This is a genomic window from Leclercia sp. 29361 (assembly GCF_011290365.1).
Taxonomy (GTDB): Bacteria; Pseudomonadota; Gammaproteobacteria; order Enterobacterales; family Enterobacteriaceae; genus Enterobacter; species Enterobacter tamurae.
Genome location: NZ_CP049786.1, coordinates 2,445,028 through 2,458,949, shown reverse-complemented (window position 1 = coordinate 2,458,949; position 13,922 = coordinate 2,445,028). Strand labels below are relative to the sequence as shown.

The window sequence follows — 13,922 nt, the reverse complement described above, 5'->3', positions numbered from 1 at the left end:
GTTGGGCTATACTTACTCATTCCGAAGGCCATAAAGGAGAGTCTTATGCTACACGTCGATAAAGACAAATCCCGTAAAGTACCCGACTCGGGGAACAAGAAGCCTCAGCCGGTGAAGAAGTAGTCCCGGAAATCAGGGCCGCATAGTGCGGCCCTTTTAGTTCAAAGCGTCACGCCAGAGATGTAGCTAAAGCTACTCAATTGTTAGTAACCATAAAATATATGTGGCTAATATGTAACAAAAAACTTGATCTGGTTCAACATTTGCCGCATATTGCGCGCGGTTATTGAACAGCAGATTGGGTGAATGAGATGACGTTGTACCAGAAAATGTTAATGTTTTACGCCATCATGGCGACCATCTGTGCGCTTATCACCTGGTTTCTCTCTAAAGATCGCAAACGCATCCGCTTCCTGAGCGCCTTCCTGGTGGGCTCCACCTGGCCGATGAGTTTCCCGGTTGCGCTGCTGATCTCTCTCTTCTAAAAGCCGCCCCTGCGCGGCTTTTTGCCGGATGCGGTGCAAGCACCTTATCCGGCCTACAAAATCTGGCAATGGTATTCCTCTGCGAAGAACTGTATAAATACACAGTCATCTGAAAAGGAGTGCATATGAACAGCTTTTATTCTCAACAGGCTTGCTGCGCTGTGCGCTGGCAGGATCTTCCAGGACACGGCGAACCGCTGGTATTTATTCACGGGCTCGGCTGTGCCTCTTCTTACGAATATCCCCGTATCGTCTGCGACCCTCAGTTCGGTTCCCGCCGGGCCATTCTTATCGATCTTCCCGGCAGCGGTTACAGCGATAAGCCTGAGACCTACGGCTATCAGACTTCAGCCCAGGCACAGGTCGTTATCGAACTGCTCAATCATTTAGCCATATCGTCATTCTGGCTGTATGGGCACAGCATGGGCGGCAGCATTGCGATCGAAACGGCAGAACTGGCCGGTAATCGTCTGCTGGGCCTGATCGTGTCCGAACCCAATTTCCATGCTGGCGGTGGCGCGTTTAGCCGGAATATTGCCGCCCAGACGGAAGAGGATTTTGTCACTACCGGATATCAGGCCATGCTGGAGGCTGAAACTTCATCCTGGAAAGGGAGCCTGCAAAGCAATGCCCCCTGGGCGGTATGGCGCGGAGCAGCGAGTCTGGTTAAAGGTGTACAGCCCAGCTGGAACGAGCGATATCTGCAATTAGCTTGTCCGGTATGGCTGATTTTTGGTGAGCTTTCACTTCCCGACAGCGATATGAAGGAGATGCGCCAGCAGGGTATTGAGGTAAAAATTATCCCCGATGCCGGACATTCAATGTCGTGGGAAAACCCGTCGGCGCTGGCGAAGGTGCTGGCTGATTGTATCCAGCAGGGTCAGGCGGGCCGATGAGGTTGCCGGATGCGGTGCAAGCACCTTATCCGGCCTACAAACTGCATGGTCCGTAGGCCTGATAAGCGCAGCGCCATCAGGCGAGCATGGCCTGCAACGCCTTGCGATCCTCCATCGACATATCGTGCGGATGCTGATACCCGATGTTATCAATCGCCTGGGTGTACAACGCCACCAGCCAGTCATAGACATAGGCCGTGGCCGCATGCACAGGCTGCTCGCCGAGGCGGGTCAGGCGGGGCGCACTGCTGTTGACCGTTGGGGTTACAAACACCGGCTGGCCTTTACGGATGCGGCTGGCAGGGCGGTCAGAAGCGGGCGTTTGCGCATAGCCGACCCAGCCCACGAAATTCCCCAGCGCGGCATGCAGTTGCGCGGCACTGCTTTTATCGGTATCGACAATCTTCTTCAGCTGAGCGAGCAGGTTCAGTCGATAGCTGGCGATCACCAGCACATCGCTAATCTGCTGTAACACCGCATTATCGAGACCCAGACGGCTGGCGACGGCTTCATCGCGGCTCCACTGTCGCAGGTGATTCACCCAGACCTGATGGGCGAGGCGGGCTTTGTCCGTCGGCTGCCAGATCTCATCGGCATCCTGGGCGCTGTCGGCAAACAGGTCGATGGCGTCGGTAAACAGGCCGTTGACCTGCTCTTCGCGCGGTTGTTGCACTGCGAGTAGCGTTTCAAAGGCGCGCAGCGGCGGGAGTAACCCTTCCAGCAGCTCGCCGTGACGGGCGGCGCTTCCCTGCAGGGTACGCACCATCGCTTCGGCGGCACCGCGCTGGGCTGCAGGATCCTGAGTCAATGGCGCCAGATACCCCTGCATCAGCTGATGCAGGTCGCGCTGATGGTGCTGGCGGAGGGCCAGCAGACGCGTTTGGCGCTGGGATGGCAACGTCGCCTGGGACAGCCACTCGATCACCCGCTGCATGCTGCTGCTGTCCAGCGCCTGCAGGGTGCCCCAGTGCTGACCGGGTTTGCCGAGCAGCTGCTGCACCGCTTCGTCGAGATTAGTCCGGCGGGTAAAGCGCGCATCCTGTGGGGTGATCGCCCACACCAGCCCCGGCAGGGCGGCGTCATCACCCGGCTGGGTCTCTTTCACCCAGTTGAGCAGCGTTTTTGCGGTTTTTGCCGTCTCGCCGTGGTGGGCGGTAGCGTTGCAGATCACCAGCACGTCCGGCTGGAGATGCTGGCGATAGTGCTCCAGCAGCCACTGCTGTTTGGCCTGGGCCAGGGGTAAATCAGGCTGGGTTGACGGGGCCGGAATATCGATAATATCCACTCCGGCCAGGGCGCTGTTTTCTACCGGCAGGATCAGCTCGCGGGTCAGCAGGGCCAGCACGTCCAGCGGGATGCTGATGGCGTTAAGCAGCTCGCCGTTGTGCAGCGGGTGCAGCACGGCCTGCTGCACGTCCGGCAGGGCCATGTCGCCCCGGGTGAGGAAGCCCTCGGTCGGCAGACCAAAGTTATCCACCAGCAGGCTCAGCGGCGCGGCCAGCGCCCGGGCATGACTGGTCTGATGCAGAATATGCGCCAGCTTCAGCCACTGCTGAGTCAGCTCCTGCTGTTCGCCCCACAGCAGCGACCAGACGCTGGCGCGGGTGCTCAGATCCAGCGACGGCAGCAGCAGGGCAAACTGGTGCCACAGGGCATCGTCCATCTGCTGGGCTGCGGCGGGCACCGTATCGCGCCAGTAGTGGGCGATGGTGCCAACCTCGGCGGGCGTGATCCCCGGTACGCTCTGGGGCTGACGCAGGGCGCGCCACTTCTCCAGCCGGGCTTCAATCACGGTTTTGTCTACCGCCGGCAGCGTGGCACGGGCCAGGAAGACCTGCACCAGTTCTGCCTCGGTGAGCAGACTCAGGCGCAGCGGAAAGGCGTCGTCCGCGATCTCTGCCGCGTTCGGGCTGAAGCGCAGCGCCATGTTGGTCAGAGCATGGCCGGGGTTGATGTGTGAAAAATAGTCAAAGGTCCGCTGGCCGACAATCACGTTCATGCGCTGATTGTCGCTGCCGCACAGGGTGGCGAGCAGGTGGGCTTTTGCCGCCTGGGCGTGACCGTACAAGCCGATGGTGCTTCCTGAGGAGAGCGCCCGCTCGATGGCGTGCTCCCGCGCGTCGGCTATCGCCAGTCTGGCCAGCAGGGCGTCGGCGTCGTTATCGAGGATCGGGGCGTGCTGGCGCGTTGTGTTGATCCACCCGATTAACGCCTGAGTTGTGGTCGTCGTGGCTATCATTTCAGGTATACGCTCCCGCTGTCGATCCAGTAGTGGCTACCGCTGTGTCGGCGGTCGGCCAGGGTATTCAGTTTAAAGGTCAGGGCATCGGGTGGCACCGGGGTGCCGTCCTGCAGCCAGGCATCGCTTAGTTCAAAGGCTTCCGGGCCATCATGTTTGTTCCCGCCGCACAGCTTCAGGCGCACGTTCAGAACCCCATCCCCGGCGATGGATTTCGCCAGTTCCGCCGAGTTGATGCTCAGGGTGTAGAGCGGGGTGGCAGGCCAGCGGGCATTCGCCAGCTGACGGAAGCCGAGAGTCACGTTACCGCGCAGCGGGAAGTGCAGGCGGGTATCCAGCTTCGCCCCCGGTTTGTCGAGATCGATATCCTGATACCAGACGTTCTCGTCGCGCAGGGTGTTGACGGTATTATCCAGCACGCCGAGATAACGCACGGTGGAGTAGGCCCCGATATCCGCCGCCTTAAAGTTGAAGCGCGGCAGGCGCAGATCCAGCGCCAGGCTACAGAGCATCGCCCCAACCGCGGCGGTGGATTTCGGGTTGCCGATCCGTCCCTGCTGGCTGAACGGATACCACTCGTGTACCCGGTACTTATCCAGCCACACCATCCGGCTGACCGGCACCGGCTGCAGATGGCGGATCAACGCCTGAACGCCCGGCAGACAGCCCGGACGCCCGGTGATCAGCAGGATATCGCAGGCGTAGTGGGAGATAGCTTCCGCCACCGCATGCAGTGGCGCGGCGAGGGTAAAGTGCCCGGCCAGCATCGCATCCTGCATCTCGCGGAAGTTAACGTGCAGCGGCACGGCGAACAGGTCGAACGGCTCAGATCCCGCAGGCAGAGCGTGTTCGATGGCCTGCTGGAGATAGTTCATCACATTGCGCGTCGGCTTGCGGGTGAGCAGATCGCCAAAGGTGGCGTGCAGCCCATCGAGCGGATTATCGATATCGCTGGCTTCCCACGCGGCGAGGATCGCATGCCCAATCGGCATAAACAGCTGCAGCGCCGTCTGCTGGCGCAGCACCGCCTGGGTGTCGATACGCCCGGAGTCGCCAAACAGCGAGGCCATCAGCAGTGAGGCATCGGCAATGCCGGACTTCTGCAGCTGCGTCTGCAGGGCCGGCAGGACATAACGCTGGATCACATCCAGCAGGGTGTCATCGCCCGCCACCTTAAAGCCTTCGCGGAACAGCAGTTGGGGGGTGATTTTGACGTTACTGCCCGAGCCATCGTCGAGCTGGTAATGGGTGATCGCCATATCGGTGGTGCCACCGCCGATATCAATCGAGGCCACGCGCAGGGCGCGACCCGTGGCACAGCCTGGCTCCGGCTCGCGATCCGGTCGGGCTACCGCCGCGAAGAAGGCTTCGGTCTGGCCGTTGTAATGGGAAATCGCTTCGTTATAAAGCCATACCAGCTGGCCGCAGCTGGCTTCGTCCCACTCCATCTGGATCTCCGGCACCGGCACCACGCTTTTCTCCTGCTGCTTACGGCTGGAGAAGTCGTCATCCTGCGGATGCCAGCCCATCGCTTTCCAGACGATGGCGATGGCTTCGAACATGCGGCGGCGGAAGATCTCGCGCTCCTGCTTCGGCATTGCCGACGGCAGGGTGAGGATCAGGGTGCGCAGCTGACGCGGCGACGCCGGGAAGCCCAGACGCAGACGGGTGGCGACGCTGTTGATCTGCCCCAGCGCCTGCGCCAGCAGTTCGCACAGCATGTGGGTCATCAGGGTGCTGCGGCTGTACTGCGGCGAGAAGACCGGCAGACGCTCATCCTGCGGCAGGGTGAACAGCGGCTGGCCGTCATCGTTCATCAGGTTCATCAGCGGGAAGGCGGTCGCCAGCGGTTCGCGCTGGGTTTTGCTGTTCATCTGGCTAAAGCGCCAGTCCTGCACCACCGGGGTTTCATCCCACAGGTAGCGGCGCGGGCTGGAGATGCCGCTGTTACCTTCGGTGCCCAGTCGCTGGGTGGCCAGCTTCCGCGCTTCGTCGCCGACGCGCACGATGGAAGGCCAGACAAAGGCGTCTTCCCGACCGCTCTCCACCGAGAAGTGCTGCTTGCCGAAGCGGGCTTCGGAAAACTCCAGACGGCTGGTAAACAGCGGCTCGTTGAGGAACTGCGGTTCGCTCAGTGAACGCACCTGCAGCTCGGCGGTCTGGCGCAGGCCGTCGTTGGCATCGCCGTGGTCTTCAATGATCACGCCGCAGGTGTGGGTATTGCCGACATCCAGAATCAGATCCACCGGGATCGCCGGGGTGCTGAGGGTATGGGTGACAAATTTCACTTCCGGCACGGTGAGCTGTTCGCCCAGCATCGCCATAATGTTCAGCCAGTGGGCCTGATACTCAAAGTTACGCATCGCCAGCTGGAGATCGCGCTCGGCGCGGTTCTCTACCCCCGCGGCATACTGGGTGAAGGCCTCGCGCAGCCAGCTGTCAATCCAGGTCTGGTCGAGGAAGTTCGCCACTTCGTCATCGCGCCAGGCCAGCGCGAAGCGGGTCCCGTTAAGAATGTCGTTCTCCACCGGCGACAGAGGGCTGGTGGCGTGGGCGGCAATCTGGCTGTCCAGCGCCAGGGTCACGCGGTGGCTGTTCCCGGCGTTGTCCGGAGTCTCCAGCTTGCGCACCTGCACCCGCGCCCAGTTATCCGGACCATCAACAAAGGTGCGCGGCGGGTTAAAGCGTAAAAACGGCACCGGCAGCCAGACGCCATCCAGCACCGCCAGCGACTGCTGGAGCAGAATGGTGCTTTCGGGTTTGACCACCTCCGGCTGTCCGCCGCCGGTGGTGGGCAGGGTGTAGCGGCCATTCACCAGATCGAAGTTCAGGCGCAGCAGGGGGCCGTTCGCGGTTTTACGCACGAAACGTCCGCTCTGGGCGGAGTCCTGTGGCGTCAGGCCAAAATCAAGAAACTGAACGCCGCTGTTCGCAATCAGCGTGACGCTCTGTTTGTAGTCGCAAAGGTTTACCAGCATAGGATCACGCACCTGCCTTCCTGAATGTCAATGGAACTACGGTTTTCGCGTCGTAGCGCGCGCTGCATTCCGCCACGTCGTTGGTACCGGCTTTACAGGTAATTTCCGGCATCGGGTAGCGCGAGCCGTCGGCGCAGCGGGCGTTGCCCCGGGTCTTGATCAGCAGCTCACCGTTGCTGTGCAGGCCGGAGAAGACCTCCACCCGGCAGACCACGTTGTCGCCGTGAACGACGCGGGCCGTCCCTTTATTGTTCTGGATCTGATAGCGCAGTGACGGCGGTTTGCCGGTGATCGGATCGGTTACATCCAGCATGACGCGCCAGCTGCCGTTAAGAAAACGGGTGGAGCCGGATTTCACCTGACCGGCCTCCATCACCATCGCCTCTTTCGGGATCGCGGCAATCACCACCGGTTCGGCCGCGACCGGGGCCGGGGCTTTCACGGCGGCGACTTCAGCCTGGTGCAGCGGTAAATTCAGCGGCAGAGGTTCGACGGCGGCAACCGGTTTTGGCTCGATCGCCACCGGGGCGGCCGCCACGGCTTTTACCGGCTCAGCGGTAGGGGCGTGCTTCTGCCACAGCAGCGGGCCGGCAACGGCAGCAACCACGACGGCGGCAACCGGCAGCGGCCAGAGTGGAAGGCGGCGTTTTTTCGCGGCCACCACCACCGGGGTTGGTTCCGGCTCAGGCTCGCTGGCGGTCATCACCGGAGCGGGATGGGCCTCGTACAGATCGTCGGCGGTGATATGCACCGTTGAGGGGGCAGCAACCAGCGGTTCATCGGCTTTTTCAAAGACGATGGCCGGTTCCGGCTCGGATTCAGGCTCGGGCTCAACAACCGGGGCAGGCATCGGGGCCGGCAGCAGGGAGGCGCGCAGGCAGTCGAGGATATCCTCCCGCGCATTTTCATTGAGGTTCACAAACCCCCAAAAGGTGATCACCGGCTTGCCGTCCACCAGGAACAGGAAGTTCTCGCCGGGAAACTGAAACGCTTTAGACAGCAGGGAACCAAACAGCTGCTGGGCGGTTTTTGGCGACTGGAGCGATTTTTTGCTCAGGGACTCGACGCTGGACAGGGTGCTTTCCAGCAGGCGCAGGGCCCGGAAGCGCGCATCTTCGTCGGCGGCTTTCCAGCTGGTCACGGTGCCTTCCGTGGGCGAGTACCAGTCTACCCGGTCGCCTTCATCATTGACCTGCGGGATCGCCAGGCAGTCAACAATCGACTGCTGTTTGCGCAGGCGCAGGGCCTCACGGATTTGCAATGCTGATTCAAAAACGGCCTGTCCGCCGCCGCCAACGGCCTGAAAATCATCAAGATTGCCGCTGCGTAAAAGGGTTTTTGCCACGATTTGGTCCCATAGACTTTTTCACGCGTCTACTTTACGAAATCTGCGGGCAAGCAAACGGCAGAAGAGACGGCAAAAGCGGCGATTTCTTACAGCATTGAGGCAGCGGAAAGTGCTTGACGTTGAATGTACCTTAAGGCAAATCACTCTCCCGCGGCTGGTGGTAAAATCAGCGGAAATAACTGCTTTAGAATAACCTGATAGTGTTTCGTTATTTGCCAGGGGAGAGGGGCTGTGCTGTTATTACCCTTCTATATAATAAAACCAAACAGGTAATAAACATGTCTACAGGGAAAACGCTCCTCGCGCTGGCATTAAGCGCGTTGTTACCGGCAGGTGCCGCCTCGGCGGCGAAAAACGACACCATTATCTATTGCTCAGAGGCTTCGCCTGAGTCATTCAACCCGCAGATCGCCAGCTCCGGCCCGACCTTTGTCGCCAGTTCGCAAGTACTGTATAACCGCCTGATTAACTTTGATCCGGTCAAAAATACCCCGGTACCGTCGCTGGCAGAATCCTGGACCATCTCGCCAGATGGCAAAACCTATACCTTTACCCTGCGCAAAGGGGTGAAGTTCAACAGCAATAAATTCTTCAAACCGACCCGCGACTTTAATGCCGACGACGTTATTTTCTCGGTGCTGCGTCAGAAAGACCCTAATCACCCGTACCACAAGGTCTCACAGGGCAACTATGAATACTTCAATGACGTCGGGCTGGATAAGCTAATCCAGGAGGTGAAGAAGGTAGATGATACCCACGTTCAGTTTGTATTGAGCGAACCGAATGCCGCGTTCCTCGCTGACTGGGGGATGGACTTTGCCTCGATCCTCTCTGCGGAATATGCCGACGCGATGCTGAAGAAAGGCACCCCGGAGAACGTCGATACCTGGCCGATCGGTACCGGGCCGTACGTGCTTCAGCAGTACAAAACCGATTCCCAGATCCGCTATCTGGCTAACCCGAATTACTGGGATGGCGAGGTGCCGACCAAACATCTGATCTTCTCCATCACGCCAAACGTTGAGACCCGTCTGGCGAAGCTGCAGACCAACGAGTGCCAGATTATCCCTGCGCCATCACCGGTGCAGTTTGATGTGATTAAGAAAAACAACGATCTGACCCTGCATTCGGTGGATGCGCTGAACGTCGGTTATCTGGCGTTTAACACCGAGAAAAAACCGTTTGATAACGTACTGGTGCGTCAGGCGCTGAACTACGCCACCGATAAAAAAGCGATTATCAACGCAGTGTTTATGGGCTCTGGCACGGTGGCAAAATCGCCGATCCCGCCGAATATGATGGGCTTTAACAAGGATCTGCAGGACTACGGTTACGATCCGGAAAAAGCGAAAGCGCTGCTGAAACAGGCCGGGCTGGAGCAGGGGGCGGAAGTAACCCTGTGGTCGATGCCGGTGCAGCGTCCCTATAACCCGAACTCACGCCGTATTGCCGAGATGATCCAGAGTGACTGGGCGAAGATAGGGATTAAAGCGAAGATCGTCTCCTATGAGTGGGGCGAATATCTCTCCGGGATGCGTAAAGGCGAGCACGACAGCGCGCTGTTTGGCTGGATGTCGGATAACGGCGACCCGGATAACTTCGCTGATGTACTGCTGGGCTGCAACAGTATTAAAACCGGCTCCAATGCTGCGCGCTGGTGCGACAAGGGCTATGATGACCTGGTCCAGAAAGCGAAGCTCACCAGCGACCCGGCTGCCCGCGCGAAGCTCTATAGCCAGGCGCAGGAGATCTTCTACCAGCAGGCGCCGTGGATTGCGCTGGCGAACGGCAAAACCTTCTATGCTACCCGCAGTAACGTCAGCGGGTATAGCGTCAGCCTGATGGGAAGCGATTTCTCGAAGGCGAAGCTTAACTGAGTCTGGTGCGGCCTGAGCCCCTCACCCTGACCCTCTCCCCATAGGGGAGAGGGAAAAAAATATAAGGAGTGACAATGTCACATTTAGAGGAAGTGATCGCCCGCGTTGATGCGGCGGTTGAGGAAAGCGTGATCGTTGATATGAACGAGCTGCTAATCGAATTAAGCGAAGATACCGAACTCAGCCGGGAAGATCGCTATACCCAGCAGCAGCGGCTGCGCAATACCATCGCCCATCACGGTAAACACTATAAAGAGGAACAAGAAGCCCGCGAGGAGAGCCTGACCAAAGGCGGAGTGATCCTCTGATGTCAGAATGAGCGCCTTGCCACCAGCCAGGCGCCAATGACCAGCAGCACCGCGCCGCAAACCGGGCCGATCAGCGCCTTCAGCGGCACCCCCTGACTGCGCACCACGTCCATTACCAGACCGCCAATCAACTGGCTGGCAACCAGCACCGCAATGGTCGTCGCGGCCCCGACATACTGATACCCGCTGATGCTGGCAAAAACGAAAAACGACCCCAGCAGGCCAGGGATTAAGGTCCACCAGCGCACCGTATGCACCAGCTCGCTGAACCCGGCCACGCCGTTTTTAATCAGCAGGATCGACACAAACAGCACAATCCCCACCAGCGAGTTGAGCAGCATGGCGATAAGAATGGTGCTCGAGGTCTGGGTAATGCGCACCATCAGGGTGTTCTGCACCACCAGGCCAATGCCTGCCGCCACCAGAAACACCAGCGTCAGGGAGTGATTCATCCGATGTTATCCGGGTCACTGCGCTCGTCGAGCTGTAACTGCATGAAGGTCAGATCCAGCCAGCGGCCAAACTTGGTGCCCACCTGCGGCATCTGTCCGGTGGTGACAAAGCCCAGCGTCTCATGCAGATGAAGGGAGGCGCTGTTCTGCGCTTCAATGCCTGCCACCATCACGTGTTTGCCAATGCGCCGCGCTTCTGCGATCAGGACCTTCATCAGCTCGCGACCAATGCCTTTGCCCTGGTGGTCCGGGTGAACGTACACCGAGTGCTCCACGGTATGACGAAAGCCGTCAAAGGCGCGCCAGTCACCGAACGAGGCATAGCCCGTCACCACCTCATTCTCCTCGCTTACCAGCACCGGATACCCCACCAGCTGGCGCGCTTCGAACCATGCGATACGGTTATCAGTATCCACCGTGGCATCGTTCCAGATCGCGGCGGTGTGCAGCACCGCGTGGTTATAAATTTCACCGATGGCGGCGCAATCCTCTTTGCAGGCGTGACGAATAATCATAGGGATCCTCGGGCTGAATGTGTTCACTATAGTGGTACGTATTGTCAAAATATTACACAGAGTGGCTGACTTAGCACTATGCTATAAGTCATATCTTTTTGTTATGTAAAAAAGCGCCTTGTAATCCATTACTTTCACTATAGTATTACGCGATGACAACTATGCCAGACAATATCAATCAACGGATCAGCGCCCGCATCCGGCTGGAGCGTGAAGCCCGCGGCTGGTCGCTGAGCGAGCTCGCGGAACGCGCCGGTGTTTCACGAGCGATGATCCATAAAATTGAACGCGCAGAGAGCAGCCCGACGGCCACGCTGCTGGCCCGTCTCTCCGGCGCGTTTGGCATCAGTATGTCAACGCTTATCGCGCGCGCTGAACTGCAGGAAGGCAAGCTGTTACGCTTTGCCAACCAGCCGGTCTGGCGCGACCCGCAAACGCACTATCTGCGTCGTCATGTCTCACCTCGCAGCGATCTGCCTATTGATATGGTGCAGGTTGAACTTCCCGGGGGGAGCGATGTACCGATGCCTGCCTCCTCTTATGCCCTTGCACGCCAGCTGATCTGGCTGCAGTCGGGTGAACTGGTCTTTCAGGAAGGCGATACCCGCCACGAAATGCGCGCCGGGGATTGCCTGGAACTGGGGCCGCCGAACGACTGTCGTTTTATCAACGAGAGTCGCGAACCCTGTGTGTATCTGGTGGTACGGCTCAATCAATCCGGCTCGTAATGCGAAGGCAGGCTGGAGGATATGCAGCTAGTCTCTAAGGACATTTGTGTAATCTGGAGTCATATATGAGTCAGCCTTCTACACCAAACCGTCGTTGGGTTCTCGCTTCGCGTCCAAAGGGCGCCCCGGTTGCCGATAATTTTCGCCTGGAGGAGCGTTCTGTTCCTCCGCTGGCTGAAGGGCAGATCCTGCTCCGTACCATCTGGCTGTCGCTGGACCCCTATATGCGTGGCCGCATGAGCGATGCGCCATCCTACTCGCCGCCGGTGGAGATCGGGGCGGTGATGGTGGGCGGCACGGTCAGCCGCGTTGAGCAGTCTAATCACCCGGACTATAAAGCCGGTGAATGGGTGCTCGGCTACAGCGGCTGGCAGGAGTATGACGTCTCCGACGGCAAGGATCTGGTCAAGCTGGGCGATAACCCTGAGCGTCCCTCCTGGGCGCTGGGAGTGCTGGGAATGCCTGGCTTTACCGCCTACATGGGGTTGCTGGATATTGGCCAGCCTAAAGAGGGCGAAACCCTGGTGGTGGCGGCCGCAACCGGTCCGGTGGGGGCTACCGTCGGGCAGATTGGCAAGCTGAAAGGCTGCCGGGTAGTCGGTATTGCCGGGGGCGCGGAGAAATGTCGCCATGCGACCGAGGTGCTGGGCTTTGACCAGTGTATCGATCACCATGCCGCCGATTTTGCTGACCAGCTGGCTAAGGCCTGCCAGACGGGGATCGACGTCTATTACGAAAACGTGGGCGGGAAGGTGTTCGACGCCGTACTGCCGCTGTTAAACACCGGGGCGCGGGTGCCGGTGTGTGGTCTGGTGAGTGGGTACAACAACGACGCCCTGCCGGACGGCCCGGACAGGCTGCCACTGCTGATGGGGACGTTGCTGAAAAAACGTATTCGCATGCAGGGCTTTATCATTAACCAGGACTATGGCCATCGCATCAAAGAGTTTCAGCAGGAGATGGGCCGTTGGGTCAACGAGGGCAAAATCCACTACCGCGAGCAAGTGGTTGATGGGCTGGACAATGCCCCGCAGTCGCTGATTGGTCTGCTGGAAGGTAAAAATTTCGGCAAAGTCGTGATACGCGTCGCGAAGGATAACTAATAGTACTTGTAAGGGCGGGTAAAACCGCCCTTACGGACTATGCAAAATTCTGAATAACGTCTTTAATAATACATGTCTACAATAACTCAGCCGCAAAATTGACGGATGAGATACCTAAAGAAATCAATTAATTTTAGTTCTGTTTTTATGCGGTCAAGAATACCAGGCATGCCGATACAGGATATATCATCACGCGTCGCTTCACGCCTTTTGCCCATTTGGCAAAGCGCGTTTTGCATCTGTTACAGGAATTGAACATGCTTGATTTGGATAATATTGAAAAAGCGCAGCGCATGAGTCTGACGACTCAGGTGGAAGTGGCGCTAAAAGGGGCGTTAATTGCCGGTTCGCTTAGGCCAGGGTCACGTCTTGTGACGAAAGAGATTGCCGATAAATTAGGCACCAGTATTACTCCGGTTCGTGAAGCACTACTGCGGTTGGTCTCCGCAGGCGTACTGCACGCTGCACCGGCTCAGGCCTTTCTGGTGCCTGAAGTGACACAGGTAGGGTATGACGAGGTCAACCGCATCCGTCGGGAGCTGGAGATGTTGGCCGTTGCCGCCGCCTGCGAACGCATGACGGACAGCAAGCTAGAGGAGTTGCGTAAACTCAGTGAGGCGTTTCACGACGCCATGAGCAACAACGATGTGGAGAAGTCTCTGGAGGCCAACCGCATCTTCCGCTTTACCCTGTACAAACACGCAGAAATGCCAACGCTTTGTACCCTGATCGAACAGCTGTGGATGCGGATCGGTCCCTGCTTTAGCTACTGGTACGATCAGGATATCGAACTTCCTGCGACCACCTATCGCTATGATGAATTGATCGACGCGCTGGAGAAACGCGATGTTGAACGGTGCCGCGCCGCCGTCGCTGAGGTCGTGGACAAAGCGAATAACCTGCTGCTGCAACAATATTTAGCTTAATATTTAACCGCCAGCGAAACGCTATATTTTTTAATATTACCGCTTCGCTTGTTTATACCCGGCAGAC

General features: G+C 58.6%; 12 protein-coding genes. 7 read left to right on the top strand and 5 right to left on the bottom strand.

Annotated features, from left to right (window positions below; translation table 11 throughout):
- Window positions 1–311: 311 nt before the first annotated feature.
- Window positions 312–485, top strand: a complete 174-nt coding sequence (locus tag G7090_RS11705; protein ID WP_106993544.1) for a GhoT/OrtT family toxin — start codon at window positions 312–314, stop codon at window positions 483–485.
- Window positions 486–610: 125 nt separating this feature from the next.
- Window positions 611–1,381 carry an alpha/beta fold hydrolase gene (locus tag G7090_RS11700; protein ID WP_166182522.1) on the top strand — a complete coding sequence of 257 codons (771 nt, stop codon included), beginning with the start codon at window positions 611–613 and terminating at the stop codon, window positions 1,379–1,381.
- A gap of 76 nt (window positions 1,382–1,457) precedes the next feature.
- Here the strand turns inward: G7090_RS11700 and G7090_RS11695 are convergent, their stop codons facing one another.
- From G7090_RS11695 to G7090_RS11685, 3 genes are read right to left on the bottom strand one after another with little or no spacing between them, the layout of a single operon-like run.
- On the bottom strand, window positions 1,458–3,620 hold the full coding sequence (locus tag G7090_RS11695; RefSeq protein WP_166182521.1) for a virulence factor SrfC family protein: 2,163 nt from the start codon (window positions 3,618–3,620) through the stop codon (window positions 1,458–1,460).
- On the bottom strand, window positions 3,617–6,598 hold the full coding sequence (locus tag G7090_RS11690; protein WP_166185245.1) for a virulence factor SrfB: 2,982 nt from the start codon (window positions 6,596–6,598) through the stop codon (window positions 3,617–3,619). The genes G7090_RS11695 and G7090_RS11690 overlap by 4 nt, the downstream gene beginning before the upstream one ends.
- Before the next feature lie 4 nt (window positions 6,599–6,602).
- A complete protein-coding gene (locus G7090_RS11685; protein WP_106992959.1) occupies window positions 6,603–7,943 on the bottom strand; it encodes an SrfA family protein in 1,341 nt (446 codons plus the stop codon).
- Between the two features lie 281 nt (window positions 7,944–8,224).
- Here G7090_RS11685 and G7090_RS11680 point away from each other — a divergent pair, with 281 nt between their 5' ends.
- Together G7090_RS11680 and G7090_RS11675 are read left to right on the top strand one after the other, a co-directional pair.
- Window positions 8,225–9,823: an ABC transporter substrate-binding protein gene (locus G7090_RS11680; RefSeq protein WP_166182520.1), complete on the top strand. Its 1,599-nt coding sequence runs from the start codon at window positions 8,225–8,227 to the stop codon at window positions 9,821–9,823.
- Window positions 9,824–9,897: 74 nt separating this feature from the next.
- Window positions 9,898–10,131 (top strand): DUF2526 family protein, encoded by a 234-nt coding sequence (locus G7090_RS11675; protein ID WP_166182519.1) that lies wholly within the window; start codon window positions 9,898–9,900, stop codon window positions 10,129–10,131.
- A 2-nt stretch (window positions 10,132–10,133) separates the two neighbouring features.
- Here the strand turns inward: G7090_RS11675 and G7090_RS11670 are convergent, their stop codons facing one another.
- Together G7090_RS11670 and mddA are read right to left on the bottom strand one after the other, a co-directional pair.
- On the bottom strand, window positions 10,134–10,583 hold the full coding sequence (locus G7090_RS11670; RefSeq protein WP_106992956.1) for a DMT family transporter: 450 nt from the start codon (window positions 10,581–10,583) through the stop codon (window positions 10,134–10,136).
- Window positions 10,580–11,098 carry an L-methionine sulfoximine/L-methionine sulfone acetyltransferase gene (gene mddA / locus G7090_RS11665; RefSeq protein WP_166182518.1) on the bottom strand — a complete coding sequence of 173 codons (519 nt, stop codon included), beginning with the start codon at window positions 11,096–11,098 and terminating at the stop codon, window positions 10,580–10,582. Before mddA ends, G7090_RS11670 begins: the two co-directional genes overlap by 4 nt.
- A 152-nt stretch (window positions 11,099–11,250) precedes the next feature.
- Between mddA and G7090_RS11660 the strand changes: the two genes are divergently transcribed.
- The 3 genes from G7090_RS11660 to G7090_RS11650 all read left to right on the top strand — a co-directional run bounded on the left by G7090_RS11660 (window position 11,251) and on the right by G7090_RS11650 (window position 13,855).
- Window positions 11,251–11,826 carry a helix-turn-helix domain-containing protein gene (locus G7090_RS11660; RefSeq protein WP_166182517.1) on the top strand — a complete coding sequence of 192 codons (576 nt, stop codon included), beginning with the start codon at window positions 11,251–11,253 and terminating at the stop codon, window positions 11,824–11,826.
- A gap of 65 nt (window positions 11,827–11,891) precedes the next feature.
- Window positions 11,892–12,929, top strand: coding sequence for an NADP-dependent oxidoreductase (locus G7090_RS11655; protein WP_166182516.1), 1,038 nt, complete (start codon window positions 11,892–11,894; stop codon window positions 12,927–12,929).
- A 257-nt stretch (window positions 12,930–13,186) separates the two neighbouring features.
- The gene (locus G7090_RS11650) at window positions 13,187–13,855 is read left to right on the top strand and encodes a GntR family transcriptional regulator (RefSeq protein WP_106992952.1); all 669 of its coding nucleotides are present in this window, start codon (window positions 13,187–13,189) and stop codon (window positions 13,853–13,855) included.
- The last annotated feature ends 67 nt before the right edge of the window (window positions 13,856–13,922 follow it).

Bases quoted from the DNA above. Each gene is read 5' to 3' on its own strand.
- G7090_RS11675 (WP_166182519.1), top strand. From the start codon at position 9,898: ATGTCACATTTAGAGGAAGTGATCGCCCGCGTTGATGCGGCGGTTGAG.
- G7090_RS11700 (WP_166182522.1), top strand. From the start codon at position 611: ATGAACAGCTTTTATTCTCAACAGGCTTGCTGCGCTGTGCGCTGGCAG.
- G7090_RS11655 (WP_166182516.1), top strand. From the start codon at position 11,892: ATGAGTCAGCCTTCTACACCAAACCGTCGTTGGGTTCTCGCTTCGCGT.
- G7090_RS11660 (WP_166182517.1), top strand. From the start codon at position 11,251: ATGACAACTATGCCAGACAATATCAATCAACGGATCAGCGCCCGCATC.
- G7090_RS11705 (WP_106993544.1), top strand. From the start codon at position 312: ATGACGTTGTACCAGAAAATGTTAATGTTTTACGCCATCATGGCGACC.
- G7090_RS11650 (WP_106992952.1), top strand. From the start codon at position 13,187: ATGCTTGATTTGGATAATATTGAAAAAGCGCAGCGCATGAGTCTGACG.
- G7090_RS11670 (WP_106992956.1), bottom strand. From the start codon at position 10,583: ATGAATCACTCCCTGACGCTGGTGTTTCTGGTGGCGGCAGGCATTGGC.
- mddA (WP_166182518.1), bottom strand. From the start codon at position 11,098: ATGATTATTCGTCACGCCTGCAAAGAGGATTGCGCCGCCATCGGTGAA.
- G7090_RS11680 (WP_166182520.1), top strand. From the start codon at position 8,225: ATGTCTACAGGGAAAACGCTCCTCGCGCTGGCATTAAGCGCGTTGTTA.
- G7090_RS11690 (WP_166185245.1), bottom strand. From the start codon at position 6,598: ATGCTGGTAAACCTTTGCGACTACAAACAGAGCGTCACGCTGATTGCG.
- G7090_RS11695 (WP_166182521.1), bottom strand. From the start codon at position 3,620: ATGATAGCCACGACGACCACAACTCAGGCGTTAATCGGGTGGATCAAC.